This window comes from Pseudomonas sp. YQ_5 (assembly GCF_043103305.1).
Classification (GTDB): Bacteria; Pseudomonadota; Gammaproteobacteria; order Pseudomonadales; family Pseudomonadaceae; genus Aquipseudomonas; species Aquipseudomonas putida_Y.
This window is the reverse complement of sequence record NZ_JBICJS010000044.1, coordinates 155,694-174,084: the sequence shown is the minus strand read 5'-3', so window position 1 is coordinate 174,084 and position 18,391 is coordinate 155,694. Positions and strand designations below refer to the sequence as shown.

The following is an 18,391-nucleotide window of genomic DNA, read 5'->3' as shown; positions in this document are numbered from 1 at the left end:
GCATCCGCCGAAGGGTATTGATCCCCTCCTCACTTCACCCTACCCGATACAGCCGAAGGTGGCGCTGCCCCTGTGGAATACGGGAGCTGCAAGCCAGGTGTTACAAGGACGAATCATCAGTCAACCCTTGCAACTTGCGATATTCGCGCAGCACCGTGGGCACATAGCGCCGGGTCTCGGCAAACGGCGGCACGGCACCGCGCCGCAATACAGCATCCGGGCCGGCGTTGTAGGCCGCCACAGCCAAGGTGATGTCATTGTCGAACAGGGTAAGCATTTGCTTGAGGTAGCGTGCCCCGCCTTGCACATTGTCTTCAGGGTCCAGCCGGTCTTGCACCCCCATCTCGCGGGCGGTATCCGGCATCAGTTGCATCAACCCCACTGCCCCCGCCCGCGAACGTGCTTTGGGGTTGTAGCCGGACTCGGCCTTGATCACCGCGTGCAGCAGCGCCGGCGGCACGTTGTGGATGCGCGCAGCCGTGGCGACGACCTCGGCGTAAGGGCGGCCAGTGATCATCTGCGCCTTGACCGGCCCACCCTGGGACAGCGGCTCGTTGATCACCTTCTCATAATGGCGCCCTGGTCGATGGACATTGGTCAGCACGTAGCCACCCTTGGCATCGATTGAGATGTACACATCGGCCTGGGCAGCACCTGCCGCCAGCCAGATCAAACCGAGGATGAGTCCACGCATGCCGGTCGCCTCTTCGTCGTGGCCCCGATGTGGGGGAAATGCCCCGGAAAACCCGAGGACAGTCACCACGACGCAAGCACTGTGCCGCTTCCTGTGCCCCATGGCGCAAGGCCCTGGGGCAGACGTGCACGGCTGTTGCATGGTGCATGTCAACGTTTGTCCCCATAGCAGTGGAGGGCTTCACCATGCAGCGCAGAACCAACCCGCAACGCGGCTTCACTCTGCTTGAACTCCTGGTGGTACTGGTGGTACTCGGCCTGCTGGCCGGCATCGTCGCGCCCAAGTACTTCAGCCAACTAGGCCGCTCCGAGGCCAAGGTTGCGCGGGCGCAGATCGAGGGGCTGAGCAAGGCCCTGGACCTGTACCGCCTGGAGGTCGGCCACTACCCCAACAGCGAACAAGGCTTGCAGGCACTGGTGGTCGCCCCCAGTGGCGAGGCTCGCTGGACCGGCCCGTACCTGCAGAAGGCCGTGCCGCAAGACCCGTGGGGCCGCCCGTATATCTACCGGCAACCCGGCGAGAACGGCGGTGAGTACGACCTGCTGTCGATGGGCAAGGACGGCCAGCCGGGTGGCGATGGGGAAAACGCCGAAATTACCAGCTGGCAGTAAGGAGAGCGGCCATGCGCTACAGCCTCAAGGCCCTGGGTAGGCAGGGCGTGGTGCAGTTGCAGATCGATGCCGAGGACGCGGACCAGGCCCGCCGCCAGGCCGAAGACCAAGGCCTGCGTGTGCTCAGCCTGCGCAGCAGCGGCGGCGCCTTGCGCGGCATGGCCTGGCGCCGTGAAGCGGCGTTCGACCTGGTGCTGTTCAGCCAGGAACTGTCAACCTTGCTCAATGCCGGCCTGCCGCTGATCGACGCACTGGAAAGCCTGGCGGAGAAGAGCCCGGCAGCAACAGCGCGCAAGGTGCTCGCCGAGCTGGTACGCCAGTTGTACGAGGGCCGCTCACTGTCCCAGGCACTGGGCCAGCAACCGCGTGTATTCCCGCCGTTGTATGTGGCGCTGGTGCAGTCCAGTGAACGCACCGGCGCCCTGGGCGATGCCCTCACCCGCTATATCAGCTATCGCCAGCGCCTGGACCTGGTCCGACAGAAGCTGGTGGGTGCCTCGGTCTACCCGTTGCTGCTGTTGCTGGTGGGGGGTGGGGTGGTGCTGTTCCTGCTCGGCTATGTGGTGCCGCGTTTCAGCCAAGTGTTCGAGGGCATGGGCACCGAACTACCCTGGTTGTCACGGGTACTGATGCAGGTCGGCCTGTTTCTGCATGCCCAGCAAGCGCCCCTGGCGCTGGGCAGCGTCGGTGGGGTCGCGGCGCTTTGGCTGCTGCGTAGGCACCCGCGTGTACGGTACTGGGCCTCCTGCCAACTGCGGCGCCTGCCAGCACTGCACCAGCGCCTGATGATGTACGAGCTGGCGCGTTTCTATCGCTCGCTGGGCATCCTGCTGCAAGGCGGCATTCCCATCCTCACCGCCATGGGCATGGCCCGCGGCCTGCTCGGCAACGCAGCAGCGCAGGGCCTGGAGCAGGCCTGCCAGCGGGTGGGTGAAGGGCTGCCGCTCTCCGATGCACTGGCGGCCGGGCACCTGGTGACGCCGGTTTCACTGCGCCTGCTCAGGGCTGGCGAGCAGTCCGGCAACCTGGGCGAGATGCTGGAGCGCTGCGCCGATTTCCATGACCAGGAAATCGGCCGCTGGGTGGAATGGTTCGTCAAACTGTTCGAGCCGTTGCTGATGACCTTCATCGGCCTGCTGATCGGCCTGATCGTGATCCTCATGTACATGCCGATTTTCGAGCTGGCCTCAAGCATTCACTGAATGGCCAGGCCCAGGTTTTCGCGTAAAGGGGTGCCTGCACAGGCAGTGCGCTTCGCCCAACCATGGCCGCCATCGATAAATGATCCCCACCTATCATTCAGCGTGATATTAACCTTCGCCCCGTTCGATTCGTACCTCACGCGCAACACACTCACACTCCGCCCACTACTAATACATTGGCGGAGTTCTCCATGGAACAATCACTCAAACCCTTGCGCTTCCCCCTCGCTGCCCTGGCAGTGGTGGTGATCAGCGCTTGCGGTCGAACCCCCGACGCCGTGCAGGCGCCCGCCGCGCCGAAGGTAAGCGTGGCCAAGGTGATCGAGCAACCGATCACCGAATGGGACGAGTTCACCGGCCGCCTCGAAGCCCCGGAAACCGTCGAAGTGCGCCCGCGGGTCTCCGGCCAGATCGACCGGGTGGCCTTCACTGAAGGCGCCCAGGTCAAAAAAGGCGACCTGCTGTTCCAGATCGACCCGCGCCCGTTCCAGGCAGAAGTACGCCGCCTCGAAGCCCAGTTGCAACAGGCCAAGGCCACCGCCATCCGCAGCGCCAATGAAGCCCGCCGCGGCGAGCGCCTGCGTGACAGTAACGCCATTTCCGCCGAACTGGCCGAATCGCGCAGCAGTGCTGCCGCCGAAGCCCGTGCCGGCGTCGATGCGATCCAGGCCCAGCTCGACCTGGCGCGCCTGAACCTCAGCTTTACCCGCGTCACTGCGCCCATCAGTGGCCGTGTCAGCCGCGCCGAATTCACCGCCGGCAACATCGTCACCGCCGATGTCACCCCGCTGACCAGCGTGGTATCCACCGACAAAGTCTACGCCTACTTCGACGCCGACGAGCGCGTGTACCTCAAGTACACCCAGCTGGCCCGTGAAGGCCAGCGTGGCCAGAGCACCCCGGTATACCTGGGGCTGACCAACGAAAGCGGCAACCCGCACCTGGGCCACATGAACTTCGTCGACAACCAGGTCAATCCGCGCACTGGCACCATCCGGGGACGCGCGGTATTCGACAACAGCGACGGCGAGTTCACACCAGGCTTGTATGCGCGTCTGAAACTGGTCGGCAGCGCCCAGTACGACGCCATGCTGATCAACGACGAAGCCGTGGGTACCGACCTTGGCAAGAAGTTCGTGCTGGTGATGGGCAAGGACAACAAAGCCACCTACCGCACCGTGGAACTGGGGCCGAAACTTGAAGGCTTGCGCATCGTCCGCAGCGGCCTGGACAAGGGCGAACGCATCGTGGTGAAGGGCCTGCAGCGCGTGCGCCCTGGTTCGCCGGTAACCCCGGAGGAAACACCGATGGCCAGCGAACAAACCCTCGCCGCCCTCGCACGGCAGCGTCAGGCCCTGGAGGCCAGCAACCCGGCGCCGAAAATGGCGGGCAATAACGTGAAAGTCGCCGGCGCCCAGGCGCCACGCGGTTAAGGGACCCTACCGATGAACTTCTCGAAATTCTTCATTACCCGGCCGATCTTCGCCGCGGTGCTGTCGCTGGTGCTGCTGATTGCGGGTTCTATCTCGCTGTTCCAGCTGCCGATCAGCGAATACCCCGAAGTGGTTCCGCCCACCGTGGTGGTGCGCGCCAACTTCCCCGGCGCCAACCCCAAGGTCATCGGCGAAACCGTTGCCGCGCCGCTGGAACAGGCCATTACCGGAGTGGAGAACATGCTGTACATGTCCTCCCAGTCCACTGCCGATGGCAAGCTGACGCTGACCATCACCTTCGCCCTGGGTACCGACCTGGACAACGCCCAGGTGCAGGTGCAGAACCGCGTCACCCGTACCCAGCCCAAGCTGCCCGAGGAAGTAACCCGTATCGGTATCACCGTCGACAAGGCCTCGCCTGACCTGACCATGGTCGTGCACCTGACCTCGCCGGACAACCGCTACGACATGCTCTATCTGTCCAACTACGCCATCCTCAACATCAAGGACGAGCTGGCGCGCCTGGGCGGCGTAGGCGACGTGCAGCTGTTCGGCATGGGCGACTACTCGCTGCGCGTATGGCTGGACCCGAACAAGACCGCTTCGCGCAACCTGACAGCCAGTGATGTGGTAGCCGCAATCCGCGAGCAGAACCGCCAGGTGGCCGCCGGCCAGCTGGGCGCACCGCCTGCCCCAGGCTCGACCAGCTTCCAGCTGTCGATCAATACCCAGGGCCGCCTGGTCAACGAGGAAGAGTTCGAAAACATCATCATCCGCGCCGGTGCCGATGGCGAAATCACCCGCCTGAAGGACATCGCCCGGGTCGAACTCGGCTCCAGCCAGTACGCCCTGCGCTCGCTGCTGAACAACCAGCCGGCGGTGGCCATCCCGATCTTCCAGCGCCCAGGCTCCAATGCCATCGAGATCTCCGACGAAGTGCGGGCGAAAATGGCCGAGCTGAAAAAGGACTTCCCGGAAGGGATGGACTACAGCATCGTCTATGACCCGACCATCTTCGTGCGTGGCTCCATCGAAGCGGTGGTGCACACCCTGTTCGAAGCCCTGGTGCTGGTGGTGCTGGTGGTGATCCTGTTCCTGCAGACCTGGCGCGCCTCGATCATCCCGCTGCTGGCTGTGCCGGTCTCGCTGATCGGTACCTTCGCGATCATGCACCTGTTCGGCTTTTCACTCAACGCACTGTCGTTGTTCGGGCTGGTGCTCGCCATCGGTATCGTGGTGGACGATGCCATCGTCGTGGTGGAGAACGTCGAACGTAACATCGGGCTGGGCCTGAAGCCGCTGGAAGCCACGCAGAAAGCCATGAGCGAAGTGACCGGGCCGATCATCGCCACCGCCCTGGTGCTGTGCGCGGTGTTCGTACCTGCAGCGTTCATTTCCGGCCTGACCGGGCAGTTCTACAAGCAGTTCGCCCTGACCATCGCCATTTCGACCGTCATTTCGGCGTTCAACTCGCTGACCCTGTCGCCAGCCCTGGCTGCGGTGCTGCTCAAGGAACACCACGCACCCAAGGACCGTTTCTCGCGGTTCCTCGACAAACTGCTGGGCAGCTGGCTGTTCTCCCCGTTCAACCGTTTCTTCGACCGTGCGTCCAACCGCTACGTCGGTGGCGTGCGCCGGGTCATCCGCTCCAGTGGCATCGCCCTGTTCGTGTATGCCGGCCTGATGGGCCTGACCTACCTGGGCTTCTCGTCCACCCCGACCGGTTTCGTGCCGGCCCAGGACAAGCAGTACCTGGTGGCCTTCGCCCAACTGCCGGACGCGGCCAGCCTCGACCGTACCGAAGCGGTGATCAAGCGCATGAGCGAAATCGCCCTCAAGCAGCCTGGCGTGGCCGACTCGGTGGCCTTCCCGGGCCTGTCTATCAATGGTTTCACCAACAGCCCGAACAGCGGCATCGTGTTCACCCCGCTCAAGCCATTCGATGAGCGCAAGGACCCGAGCCAGTCAGCGGCAGCCATCGCAGCCGCACTGAATGCCCAGTTCGCCGACATCCAGGACGCCTACATCGCGATCTTCCCGCCACCGCCGGTACAAGGCCTGGGCACGATTGGCGGCTTCCGTCTGCAAATCGAAGACCGTGGCAACCTGGGTTACGAGGCGCTGTATAAAGAAACCCAGAACATCATTGCCAAGAGCCACAACGTCCCAGAGCTGGCCGGCCTGTTCACCAGCTACCAGGTCAACGTGCCACAAGTCGATGCCGCCATCGACCGGGAAAAGGCCAAGACCCACGGGGTGGCGATCACCGACATCTTCGACACCTTGCAGGTCTACCTGGGCTCGTTGTACACCAACGACTTCAACCGCTTCGGCCGTACCTATCAGGTCAACGTCCAGGCGGAGCAGCAGTTCCGCCTTGATGCCGAGCAGATCGGCCAACTCAAGGTGCGCAACAACCTTGGCGAGATGATCCCGCTGGCGACCTTCCTCAAGGTCAGCGATACCTCGGGGCCGGACCGGGTCATGCACTACAACGGCTTCATCACTGCCGAGATCAACGGTGCCGCCGCACCGGGCTACAGCTCTGGTCAGGCGGAAGCTGCAATCGAGAAGCTGCTGAAAGAGGAATTGCCCAACGGCATGACCTTCGAGTGGACCGACCTGACCTACCAGCAGATCCTCTCGGGCAATACCGCGCTGCTGGTGTTCCCGCTGTGCGTGCTGCTGGCGTTCCTGGTGCTGGCCGCCCAGTACGAAAGCTGGAGCCTGCCGCTGGCGGTGATCCTGATCGTGCCAATGACCCTGCTGTCGGCCATCACCGGTGTGATCGTATCGGGTGGCGACAACAACATCTTCACCCAGATCGGCCTGATCGTACTGGTGGGCCTGGCGTGCAAGAACGCGATCCTGATCGTCGAATTCGCCAAGGATGAACAGGCCAAGGGCCTCGACCCGCTGGCTGCGGTGCTGGAAGCCTGCCGCCTGCGTCTGCGGCCGATCCTGATGACCTCGATCGCCTTCATCATGGGCGTGGTGCCCCTGGTGTTCAGCTCCGGTGCAGGTTCGGAAATGCGCCATGCCATGGGTGTGGCGGTGTTCTCGGGGATGATCGGCGTAACCGTGTTCGGCCTGTTCCTGACCCCGGTGTTCTTCTTCCTGATCCGCCGTTTCGTCGAGCGTCGCCAGGCCCGCAAGGCTGAACACGCTCAAGTGCTGGAGAACCACGCATGAACCTGCTCAAACCCCTGACCCCAAGCCTGCTGGCACTGGCCCTGGCGGCCTGTGCGGTAGGCCCGGACTACCAGGCGCCAGCTACCGAACCTGCACAACTGGGCAGCGATGTGCAGGCCAAGGCCTACGACCGAAGCCGCTTCGAGAGCCTGTGGTGGAAGCAATTCGACGACCCGGTGCTGAACCAGCTGGTGCAGGCTTCGCTGGACGGCAACCGTGACTTGCGCGTTGCCTTCGCCCGCCTGAAATCGGCCCGCTCGATCCGCGAAGACGCCGAGAACGACTCGTTCCCGGTGGTCACCAGCCGTGCCAGCAGCGATCTCGGCAAGGGCCAGATCCCCGGCCAGACCACGCAGCGGGTGAACAGTGAGCGCTACGACCTGGGCCTGGACATGGCCTGGGAACTTGACCTGTTCGGCCGCATCCAGCGCCAGATCGAAGCCAGCGAAGCCCAGGAAGCGGCGGCCGCCGCCGACCTGCAACAGCTGCAGGTCAGCCTGATCGCCGAACTGGTCGATGCCTACGGGCAACTGCGCGGTGCCCAGTTGCGCGAAAAGATTGCCCTGGCCAACCTGAAGACCCAGCAGGAATCACGCACCATTACCGAAACCCTGCGCGATGCCGGCGTGGGCAATGACCTCGACGTGGTGCGTGCCGATGCGCGCCTGGCCGGGGTCGAAGCCACCGTACCGCAACTGCAAGCCGAACAGGCTCGGGCTCGGCACCGCATCGCCACCCTGCTCGGCCAGCGCCCTGACGCGCTCAGCGTAGACCTGTCGCCCAAGGCGCTGCCGGCCATCGCCAAGGCGTTGCCGGTGGGTGACCCGGGTGAGTTGCTGCGCCGTCGCCCGGACATCCGCAGCGCTGAACGCCAACTGGCGGCCGCCACCGCCAACGTTGGCGTGGCCACCGCCGACCTGTTCCCCCGTGTCAGCCTCAGTGGCTTCCTCGGCTTTACCGCCGCCCGCGGCTCGCAGATCGGCTCTTCGGCGGCCAACGCCTGGGCGCTGGGCCCGAGCATTACCTGGGCAGCCTTCGACCTGGGCAGCGTGCGGGCCCGCCTGCGCGGCGCCAAGGCCGATGCCGAAGGGGCACTGGCCAACTACGAACAGCAGGTGCTGCTGGCCTTGGAGGAGTCGGCCAATGCCTTCAGCGATTACGACAAGACCCAGCAGCGTCTGCTGTCGCTGATGCGCCAGAGCGACGCCAGCCGCAAGGCAGCAGAACTGGCCTCGATTCGCTATCGCGAAGGTACCGTGGACTACCTGGTACTGCTCGATGCCGAACGTGAGCGGCTAAGTGCTGAAGATGCGCAAGCCCAGGGTGAAGTCGAGCTGTACCGCGGCATCGTCTCGATCTACAAGGCCCTGGGCGGCGGCTGGCAACCAGAGACGGTGGCCAGCGCACACTGACACACCCCGTTTCAACGGCTCCTTTGGTTGGCTCCTCCCCCAACCGCTTGCCCCGCAGGCCATGGTCTGCGGGGCTTTTTTACGTTTGCCATTTATTTACAACAATACACAATGCATGGAATGCCAGCGCAGGCTTGGCTCATGGCAAGCGCCTTGGCCGGCTCGGTTGCATTTACCCCCCGGCTGGCCCAAGCTCAGCCCTTCCCGCCGCCACGGATCGTCCGATGCCCAGACGCAACCGCTACCTGATCGCCCTGCTGTTGTTGGTTCTGGTATCGGCCCTGTTCGGCTACCTGTGGCGCGACGCCCCGCCAACCCCGCCGAACTTGCCAGCACACAGCTACGCCAAGGCGCTACGCCTGGCCCACGACGGCCAGCCCGGTGCCGCACGGGTGCTGTACCAGCAATTGCAGCGTAACGACCTGCCTGCCATCCGCCGGGCGGCGCTCTACGCCGAATTGCCCAACTACCCCTCGCCACAGGCATTGAAACTGGCCAGACAGGACCTGGAACAGGCCGACCCGCTGGTGCGCCGAGCGGCCATTGCCAGTATCCGCCGCCTGTTACCGCCCGCACAGCGCAGCCTGGTACTCGGCCCGCTGCTGGACGACGGTGAGCAAAGCGTGCGCTTTGCCGCCGTGGATGCCCTGCTGGGCCTCGATCCCGACGCCATCGGCCTCTATTTCGGCCCGCTGCAATCAGCGCTGGAACAATACCAACAGGCCCTGGAGCAACAACCCGAAGATGCCGACGCCCAGGTGCACCTGGCGCGCCTTTACCTGCACGAAAACGACTACACGCACGCCGCGGCGGCCCTGCACCGTGCGCTCGCGGTCGCCCCCGGCAACCTTGAAGCCTTGGCGACTCAGGTACGTCTGCTCGAGCGCCAGGGCCATCACGATGCCTCCCGCCAGGTCCTGGGCAAAGCCCTTGCGCTGAGCCCCGACTCGGCCTTTCTGCAGTATGAGCTAGGGCTTTGGCTCAATCGTCACGAACAGCGTGAGTATGCCTTGCTGGCGTTGTCCCGCGCCGTGGAACTGGACCCGGACAACGCCGACTACCGCTACACACTGGCGGTCACCCTGCATCAGCTGGACCAGCTCGACGCCGCCCAGAAGCAACTGGAAACCATACTCAATCGCCAGCCAGCCAATCGCCGGGCACGGGTGCTGCTGATCCAGTACTGGAAAGAGTCCGGCCAACTGCAGAACGTGCAAGTATCGCTAGCCGAGCTGGAGCGCCAAAACCCGGACGACCCTGCACTGCAACAAGGCCTGTAGGCAGAACCTGGATTCAGTTGAACCCTGAGGTTGTAGCAAGGTCCAGTGGGTATCAGGCCACCCTAAAGGAGAGTCGTTTTGGCCAGTTCGTTGGCGCTGGATGAACGTGCCTTGATCCTCGCACCGCCAGAACTGGCGGCGGACACCTCGCGTCTGCTGACTTCTGCGGGCATCAACAGCCTCTGCGCGGTCGACCTGGCCAACCTGCAGGCGCGTCTGGCCGAAGGCGCAGGCTTGGCGATCATTGCCGAGCAGGTGTTCAACCAAGGCCCAAGCGCCTTGCTACAGGCATTCATCGACCAGCAACCGAGCTGGTCGGATTTGCCCATTGTGCTGGTGACCCAGGGTGCCTGGTCGGCAGCTGGCGTGAGTCATCATCCGGTGGGCAATCTTCTATGGCTGGTCGCGCCTTTCGAGAATGCCCAATTGTTGCACATGACCCGGTCCGCGCTACGCAACCGCCGGCGACAGTACGTCACCCGTGACCAGCTCTATGGCATGCAGCAGCGCCTGGACAGCCGGCCTTCAACGCCGGAAAAAGAGCAGGACCGCAGTGAATTCGCCCGCTGCCAGGCACGCAAGATGGAGGCCATCGGCCAACTGGCCGGCGGCGTCGCCCATGACTTCAACAACCTGCTCACCAGCATCAGCGGCAGTTTCGAACTTGTGCAGCGGCGACTGCGCCAAGGCCGCAGCGACGGCCTGGATGGCGTTCTGTGCATGGGCCGCGAGGCCGTTTCGCGCGCTGCCCGCCTGACCCACCGCCTGCTTGCCTTCTCTTCCCGCCAATCGCTGCACAGCCAACGTATAGACCTGCCTACCTTGCTCGATGTAAAGCGCCTGAAGGCTTGCCTGAGCCCGGCAATAACCCTGCAAGTGCACGCGGCTAAAAACCTGTGGCCCGTGGAGGCGGATGACCAGCAGTTGCAAGAAGCCCTCGACAACCTGCTGCTCAATGCCAGCGAGGCCATGCCCAACGGTGGCCTGCTACGCATCGAGGCAAGCAATCATCGCATCTCCACCGAGCAGTTCGGTGACGGCGCTTTGCGCACCGGCGACTATGTGCGCCTGCGAATCATCGACAGCGGCCAAGGCATGGCGCAAAGCACGCTGGAGCACGCCTTCGAGCCGTTCTTCAGCACCAAGGCGACCGGCCAGGGCATTGGCCTGGGGTTGTCGATGGTGTACGGCTTCAGCAAGCAGTCCCACGGGCATATCACCCTCAGCAGCGAGATTGGCCAGGGAACCCAGGTGGAGCTGTATTTGCCACGCCATGTCGACCAGGCCCTGCCCTCCAGCGAACCTGTGCCCCCCAGGCAAGACGGCTGCAGCCGACACGTGCTGATTGTCGAGGACGATCCCCATGTGCGCCAACTGCTCTGCCAGGCGTTGCGCGAAAACGGCTTCCCCTGCCAAAGCGCAGCCGACGCCAATGAGGGCCTGAAGGTGCTGCGCTCGGCACAACCGGTGGATTTGCTGGTCACTGATGTGGGCTTGCCCGGCATGAACGGCCGGCAACTGGCAGAAATTGCCCGCAGCCTGCGCCCACAATTACCGGTGCTGTTCATCACCGGTTACGCGGAAACAGCCATGGCCCGTGAAGGCTTCCTGGGCGCTGGCATGCACCTGATCTGCAAGCCGTTCGAGTTGCAGCAGTTGCAGGCTCAAGTGACACAAATTCTAGGCAACCCTTGAAACGCTACGCGTCAAGCATGCGTAGCGCCTCATCGGCAAGGTGTGCCAGCGAAAACGGCTTGTTCAATAATGCCGTGCCAGGCTGATCGAGCAATCGCGCTTCGATAGACTGGTCCGCATAACCGGTGATAAACAAAATTTTCTGTTGTGCAAGCTGCATGCGCATGGCCTTGGCCACTTGCCGGCCACTGAATCCACCTGGCAAACCGATATCGGTTATGACCAGATCGAAAGGGCCGCCATTGCGGAAGCGCTCCAGTGCGGTATTGGCATCGCCCACATCCGTGACGTCAAAACCACGCTCAGTCAGGTACTCGCGCATGACCGCGCGCAGATCAAATTCATCATCCACCAGCAGCAGGCGCTCGCCCCGTGCCATGCGCTGCGAAAAGGCTACTGGCAAAGGCTCATCGGGAACCGGCTCATGGCTCCTCGGGAAAAGCATGGAAACCTTGGTGCCCTGTTCCGGCGTCGACTCGATCCAGGCATAGCCGCCTGACTGACGGACAAAGCCATACACCATCGACAGACCAAGCCCGGCCCCACGACCGAGCGGCTTGGTGGTGTAGAACGGTTCAAAAGCCCTGGCGATATCCACTGCTGACATGCCATGGCCATCGTCCTCGACATGCACGGCCACGTAGTCGCCTGGCGGCAAGCCACCTTCATCCGGAAAAAAGGCTGTCAGCCGTTCGTTGACGCTGCTGATGGTGACATTGCCCTGTTCCAGGCACGCTTCACGCGCATTGGCACACAAGTTGATCAAGGCATTCTCGAGTTGGCGCACATCCAGGCTCACAGCCCAAGGCGTAACATCCAGTTGCCAGTGCAAACGCATCTCTGCCCCCAAGGCTCGCAGCAACAGAGGTTCGCTAAGAGGTAATTGCCGATTGAAGTCCAGTGGCCGAGGGGCCAATGGCTGAGGACGGGAAAATGCGATCAACCGATGGGTCAGGTCCATGGCCCGCTGCACCGCGTCGCGCGCAACGTCCACGTAGGCCCCAGCACGCTCCAGCCGCCCCTCCTGCAGGCGCCGTTGCAGCAGTTCGAGGCTGCCACCGATACCGGACAGCAAGTTGTTCATTTCATGGCCCATGCCACCTGCCAACTGGCCAACCACCTCCATGCGCTCGTTGTTGCGCATCAGCGCCTCTGCCTGGCGCGCCGCCTCTTCACGGTCTGCGGTGATGTCCCGGCCAACCGCAGTCAGCAGGCTGCCGTCAAACCGCGCGCTCCAGCGAAACCAGTGGTAGTGGCCATCGAGGTGTCGCAGGCGGATCTCCAACTGCTCCGCCTGCCTGCATTGCAGCAGCCCGGACATTGCCAATTGGACTTCGGCACGCTCTGTCGGGTGCACCAGTTCCATCACCGACATTTCCTGCACCTGCTCTTGTGTCCAGCCCAGAATGCGGTACCAGGCCGGGTTGGCGGCATGCAGTTTCAATTCAGGGGTGAGCATCATCATCGCTTCGCGCGACAGCAACCAGAACTGCTCTCGCTCGGCCACATGGCGCTCGACCTGGCGCTCAAAGTTCTGCACCTGATCACGCCAATGGCGGTGCGCCTCGACGCTGGCTGTGGTCTCGATCACCGTATGCAGAAACCCGGCCACGTTACCGAGCTCATCGTGCAGGGGTGCATAACCGAATGCACACCATAGCGGTTCGGTGCCCTCACTGCGGACGATGCGCAGGGGTGGGTCTTCGACAAAATTCGAGTGGCCTTCCAGTGCCTTGAACACCCAGGGCCCCACTGCTGGCCAGATATCATTCCACAGGGTATCGAACGCCATACCCAGCGCATCCGGTAATGCCCGCAACGCCCGGTAGCCGTCGTTATGCACCACACACAGGTCTGGCCCCCAGACCACCGCACACGGGAAGGGCGACAAGTGCATCATGTCCACGGCAATGCGCAACGAGGCAGGCCAGCGCGACAATGGCCCAAGCGAGGTACGCCACCAGTCGAACTGGGCTATCCGCTCGCCCATCGGCTCGATCGATGGCAAAGCAGGCGAATGCAGGATGACCTGCGGTGCAGGCTCGCGTGGCGTACCGTTTGCGACCAATATCGTGACTCCAGCAATGCTCAGGGTTGACCACAGTGTCGCCAGGCCCAAGGCTCGCCCGTGGAATCTGTTCAAGTTAGCACAGCATATACTGCATGCCATGGCGTACTTGCAGGTGGCAGCTATGCTATTTAGGTTTTCCCTCGGGCCAGGGAGCACCGGCCCATTCAGGTTGCCGACGGGAGCAGGGTCATGAGCAAGAAAATTCTGGTGGTGTTGACCAATACAGCGAAGTATCCAACCCTCAAACGGGCAACCGGGTTGTGGCTGGGTGAAGCCGTTCACTTTGTCGAGAAAGTCGAAAAGGCCGGCTACACGGTCGATTATGTCAGCCCACAGGGCGGTTACGTTCCCGTCGACCCGAAAAGCCTGGAGATGGCCCCTGACCTGGACTGGCAGTGGTACGACGACAAGCGCTTCATGACGCGCCTGGGCAGTACATTGGCCCCAGGGCAGGTGAAGGCCGACGAATACAGCGTCATCTATTACACCGGTGGGCATGGGGTGATGTACGACTTCGCCGATAACCAGCCGTTGCAGGAACTGGCACGCAAAATCTACGAAAAAGGTGGCATTGTCGCAGCAGTCTGTCACGGCGTTGTCGGCCTGCTGAACATCAAGCTGAGTAACAACTGCCTGCTGCTCAAAGACCGCAAGGTGACCGGCTTTTCCAACATAGAGGAAAAACTGGTCGAATTGAACGACGTAGTGCCTTTCTTGACGGAGATCGAGCTTGTAGGTCGCGGCGGTAAGTACAGCAAACATGATGAGCCGTGGAAGCCGTACGTGGTCGACGATGATCGGCTGATCACCGGGCAGAACCCCGCTTCCACTGCCTTGCTGGCCGAAGCAGTGCTTAAAAAGCTCAACGGCAGTTAGCTACATCAATGCGCTCGATTTCCTACCGTTTCAACTGCAGCCGGACTACAGCAGCCCGGACAGCAAATACATAGGCTCAGGGCTCAGCTGTTCACCACGAACAGTTTCAGAGCGGAGAACTATTAGCCTATGTCGAAAATCATGCACGCAGGGCGCAGCATGGTGGAGCTGCTGCTGCTCATTGCAGTGGCGCTGGTGCCTGTGGTTTCCGGTTTGCTGGTAATGGCTTTCCAGCTGGAAGCGAAACTTGCGGAAAACGCCAGCATTTCCGTTCAGGAGGCGGTTTTCAGCGTCGATAATGCACTGGACAGAATGCACGAGACAGCCCTACGCACCCTGCCCTTTGCAGGGGAATCTTGCGATAGCGTCAAAAGTGCCTTGCAGGACCAGGTTGCCATTCGCTCCATGGTCAGGTCATTGACCTTACTCAAAGACAATCAACCTTACTGCAGCACGGCTTCAGGTTCGCTGGAGCATTATTCATCGTTCGCGTTGTCCGGCCAGCGGGTCGCACTGTCCTACGGCCCTCCTGACACGCGCCAGAAGCTGCTGGTCGACTTTCATCAAAAAGGCAAGAACAATGGCGTGATCGTGACAGCCTATGCCATGCAGATTCGCAACGAACTGGATGGCTTTCAGGATGGGCTGACACTGCTGGTCGAGTTTGGCGACCGCTACATATGGAGCAATGGTGACAGCCGCAGCCTTGAACGCCCTTCACAGGCCGAGTTTTTTACCAGCGCAATGTCGGCCAGATATGGCTACACGGTCAAAGGTGGCTACCCGGAGGGTTTCACCGCTCAGGAAATCCGCCAGTCGGTGCTGCAGATCGCGCCCTCGCTGATGCTGGTGGGGATCGTGACCGGCTCGATCGTTTATCTGGCCCTGTTCAGGGCACGTGCAAACAGGCGGGGTACCGCCGCCGAACGAGCATGACGACGACGGTACTCCAAGGCGGTCAGTCTGTGCTCAGCACGCCACGGCGTACCTGGTCACGTTCGATGGATTCGAACAGCGCCTTGAAGTTGCCCTCACCAAAGCCATCGTCACCTTTGCGCTGGATGAACTCGAAAAAGACCGGGCCAAGCAGGGTTTCCGAGAAAATCTGCAGCAGCAGGCGCTTGTCTTCGGGTTGCGAGGCGCCATCGAGCAGGATGCCACGCGCTTGCAGCTGGTCGACCGGCTCACCATGGCCAGGCAGGCGCTCTTCGAGCATTTCGTAGTAGGTTTGCGGTGGCGGGGTCATGAAGCGCATGCCCAGCCCCTTCAGGGCATCCCAGGTCTTGAGCAGGTCATCGGTCAGAAAGGCCACGTGCTGGATACCTTCACCGTTGAACTGCATCAGGAACTCTTCGATCTGCCCCGCGCCCTTGGACGACTCTTCGTTGAGCGGGATGCGGATCATGCCATCAGGAGCAGTCATGGCCTTGGAAGTGAGGCCGGTGTATTCGCCCTTGATGTCGAAGTAGCGGATTTCGCGGAAGTTGAACAGCTTCTCGTAGAACCCGGCCCAGTAGGCCATACGCCCGCGGTAAACGTTATGGGTGAGGTGGTCGATGATTTTCAGGCCAGCCCCCACCGGGTTGCGATCCACGCCTTCGATAAAGTTGAAGTCGATATCGTAGATCGAGCTGCCTTCCTCGAAGCGGTCGATCAGGTAGAGCGGTGCCCCCCCGATACCCTTGATCGCCGGCAGGCGCAGTTCCATCGGGCCGGTTTCGATTTCTACCGGCTGGGCGCCCAGTTCCAGGGCGCGGGCATAAGCCTCATGGGCATTGCGCACGCGGAAGGCCATGCCACACACCGACGGGCCATGTTCAGCGGCGAAGTACGAGGCGATGCTTTTAGGTTCATTGTTCAGGATCAGGTTGATGTCACCCTGGCGATACAGGTGCACATCCTTGGAACGGTGGGTGGCCACTTTGGTGAAGCCCAGTATCTGGAATACAGGCTCAAGTACGCCCGGGGTCGGCGAAGCCAGTTCGATGAATTCGAAGCCCATCAGGCCCATTGGATTTTCGAAGATATCAGCCATGTTCATGTTCTCATCTGCAGCGAAAATTATTGATTGCGTGGGATGTGGAACAGGAACGGCGGTGAGCACGGAATGCCCCGCACACTACGGGCGAGGTAGTCACCTATGATCAGCTTGAACCCATGGTATGTCATATGGACCCATTCTCGGCGGGCTTGATCCTTCGGAAGTGAAGGACCTTATTGTTGTATTCGTAAATCGATTCTACATTGCGTAAAATGGTTTGTCGCGTTTTAGTTACTCGTACGCGCCGACAAACGGCTATCCTCTCGTTTTACTTCATGATAGTCAGGTCAGCATGCCCCTTACCGTCAAACGCCGCGCCGCCCTCAGCTGGCGCACGCTGTTGCCCTGGGTCGTCGGCGTGCTGCCGGTCATGTGCGGCCTGGCCGTGATGAACTGGCAGGTCGAGCGTGAAATGCAGGCCAGCAGCCAGGCCACCACCCGCCAGGCACTGGAGCACGTCGAACACATTCTCGACGACCTGTCCCGTGCCGCCAATTCGCTGCTTCCACTGACTGACAGCCCATGCGAGCAGGTCAAGCTTATGCTACGGGCCCAGGTTACCCGCAATGCCTTCGTGCGCTCGACCAACCTGTTCAGGCACAACAACCTTTATTGCACTTCGCTGTTCGGCGAGTTCGAAGAACCGGTCAATCCTGGCGATTACGTCGACGGCAAGTTATGGCTGATGGACGGCAACTCGGTTACGCCGGGCCACCCGCTGCTGGTCTACCGTGCCAGCGACGGCGACCACGGTGCAATCACCACGGTGGATGGCGACCACCTGCTGACTGCACTACGCCTGATCGGCCCCGATGAAGAACTGCAGATCCGCGTGGGCGACGCCTGGATGGGCAAGGACGGGGTGGTACACAAAGGCGTCTCCCCCGCAGCACCCAGTGCCAACGTGCTGATTGGCTCAACCCGCTACCCTTTCAGCGTGCAGGGCGGCTACAGTGCCGACAAGCAAGGCCAACTGTTACGCAGCCACTACCCTGGCCTGCTCAGTCTGCTGCTGGTGCTGGGTGCCCTGGCGGCGCTGGTATGCCGCTGGCAGATTCGCCGCGCCACCTCACCGCGTGCCGAACTGGAGCGTGCCCTGCAGGCCGATGAATTCCTGCCGTATTTTCAGCCGGTGGTGCGCAAGGGCGATTACCGCTGGGCTGGCGCGGAGGTGCTGATGCGCTGGCACCACCCGCGAGAGGGCCTGGTTCGCCCCGACCTGTTCATCCCCTATGCCGAACACAGCGGGCAGATTGTCGCCATGACCCGCGCGCTGCTGACACATACCGCGCAAAGTCTGGCGCCCTACGCCGGCCTGTTGGAAGACGGCTTCCATATTGGTGTCAACATCACCGCTGACCACTGCCGCGACCTCAGCCTGCTGGATGACTGTCGCACGTTCCTGCAGCACTTTCCGCCTGGCCGGGTGGTGCTGACCCTGGAGCTGACAGAGCGCAAGCTGATCGAGCCCACGCCGGTCACCCTTGAGCTGTTCGAAAAGCTGCACGCCATGGGCGTGATGATCGCCCTCGACGACTTCGGCACCGGCCAGTCGAGCCTCAACTACCTGCGGCAATTCAAGGTCGACTACCTGAAGATAGACCAGAGCTTTGTTGCCATGATCGGCGCCGATGCGCTGTCAGTACACATTCTCGAGACCATCATCGAGCTATCAGGAAAGCTGGACCTGGGCATCGTCGCCGAGGGTGTGGAAACCGCCATGCAGCGCGACTACCTGGCCGCGCACGGGGTGGACTTCCAGCAGGGTTACCTGTTCGCCAGGCCCATGCCGGCCGCCCAGTTCCTCGAAGCCCTGGCCACTCACCCGGGCGCAACGCAGTTGCCGCAAGGCGCGCCCCCTGAGATCATGCGCGGCTGATCAAC

General features: G+C 62.2%; 13 protein-coding genes. 10 read left to right on the top strand and 3 right to left on the bottom strand.

The annotated features are described in order from the left end of the window. Positions 1 to 100: 100 nt before the first annotated feature. Positions 101 to 694: a lytic transglycosylase domain-containing protein gene (locus ACF8EA_RS08995; protein ID WP_367251276.1), complete on the bottom strand. Its 594-nt coding sequence runs from the start codon at positions 692 to 694 to the stop codon at positions 101 to 103. A 185-nt stretch (positions 695 to 879) separates the two neighbouring features. Here ACF8EA_RS08995 and gspG point away from each other — a divergent pair, with 185 nt between their 5' ends. The 7 genes from gspG (at position 880) to ACF8EA_RS08960 (ending at position 11,519) form a co-directional block, all read left to right on the top strand. After that, complete coding sequence (gspG, locus tag ACF8EA_RS08990; RefSeq protein WP_003253843.1) at positions 880 to 1,305, top strand: type II secretion system major pseudopilin GspG; 426 nt, start codon at positions 880 to 882, stop codon at positions 1,303 to 1,305. An 11-nt stretch (positions 1,306 to 1,316) separates the two neighbouring features. After that, entirely contained in the window at positions 1,317 to 2,507 is a 1,191-nt protein-coding gene (locus ACF8EA_RS08985; protein WP_021782980.1) for a type II secretion system F family protein, read from the top strand. A 191-nt stretch (positions 2,508 to 2,698) separates the two neighbouring features. Beyond that, positions 2,699 to 3,940: a multidrug efflux RND transporter periplasmic adaptor subunit MexE gene (mexE, locus tag ACF8EA_RS08980; protein ID WP_021782979.1), complete on the top strand. Its 1,242-nt coding sequence runs from the start codon at positions 2,699 to 2,701 to the stop codon at positions 3,938 to 3,940. A 12-nt stretch (positions 3,941 to 3,952) separates the two neighbouring features. Further along, complete coding sequence (locus tag ACF8EA_RS08975; protein WP_392521651.1) at positions 3,953 to 7,132, top strand: efflux RND transporter permease subunit; 3,180 nt, start codon at positions 3,953 to 3,955, stop codon at positions 7,130 to 7,132. Continuing rightward, the gene (locus ACF8EA_RS08970; protein WP_103469715.1) at positions 7,129 to 8,544 is read left to right on the top strand and encodes an efflux transporter outer membrane subunit; all 1,416 of its coding nucleotides are present in this window, start codon (positions 7,129 to 7,131) and stop codon (positions 8,542 to 8,544) included. The genes ACF8EA_RS08975 and ACF8EA_RS08970 overlap by 4 nt, the downstream gene beginning before the upstream one ends. Positions 8,545 to 8,768: 224 nt before the next feature. Beyond that, positions 8,769 to 9,824: a HEAT repeat domain-containing protein gene (locus tag ACF8EA_RS08965; RefSeq protein WP_021782976.1), complete on the top strand. Its 1,056-nt coding sequence runs from the start codon at positions 8,769 to 8,771 to the stop codon at positions 9,822 to 9,824. A 78-nt stretch (positions 9,825 to 9,902) separates the two neighbouring features. Beyond that, a complete protein-coding gene (locus ACF8EA_RS08960; protein WP_392521649.1) occupies positions 9,903 to 11,519 on the top strand; it encodes a response regulator in 1,617 nt (538 codons plus the stop codon). 4 nt (positions 11,520 to 11,523) lie between these two features. Here the strand turns inward: ACF8EA_RS08960 and ACF8EA_RS08955 are convergent, their stop codons facing one another. Continuing rightward, the gene (locus ACF8EA_RS08955; RefSeq protein ID WP_103444473.1) at positions 11,524 to 13,587 is read right to left on the bottom strand and encodes a PAS domain-containing sensor histidine kinase; all 2,064 of its coding nucleotides are present in this window, start codon (positions 13,585 to 13,587) and stop codon (positions 11,524 to 11,526) included. A 192-nt stretch (positions 13,588 to 13,779) separates the two neighbouring features. On the opposite strand from ACF8EA_RS08955, the gene ACF8EA_RS08950 reads away from it, so the two are divergent. Next, on the top strand, positions 13,780 to 14,466 hold the full coding sequence (locus tag ACF8EA_RS08950) for a type 1 glutamine amidotransferase domain-containing protein (protein WP_103444474.1): 687 nt from the start codon (positions 13,780 to 13,782) through the stop codon (positions 14,464 to 14,466). A 129-nt stretch (positions 14,467 to 14,595) separates the two neighbouring features. Then, complete coding sequence (locus tag ACF8EA_RS08945; protein ID WP_021782972.1) at positions 14,596 to 15,402, top strand: CSS-motif domain-containing protein; 807 nt, start codon at positions 14,596 to 14,598, stop codon at positions 15,400 to 15,402. A gap of 22 nt (positions 15,403 to 15,424) precedes the next feature. Here the strand turns inward: ACF8EA_RS08945 and hppD are convergent, their stop codons facing one another. After that, entirely contained in the window at positions 15,425 to 16,501 is a 1,077-nt protein-coding gene (gene hppD, locus ACF8EA_RS08940) for a 4-hydroxyphenylpyruvate dioxygenase (protein WP_028697182.1), read from the bottom strand. 298 nt (positions 16,502 to 16,799) lie between these two features. Between hppD and ACF8EA_RS08935 the strand changes: the two genes are divergently transcribed. Then, positions 16,800 to 18,386, top strand: coding sequence for an EAL domain-containing protein (locus ACF8EA_RS08935; protein WP_392521648.1), 1,587 nt, complete (start codon positions 16,800 to 16,802; stop codon positions 18,384 to 18,386). Positions 18,387 to 18,391: the final 5 nt, after the last annotated feature.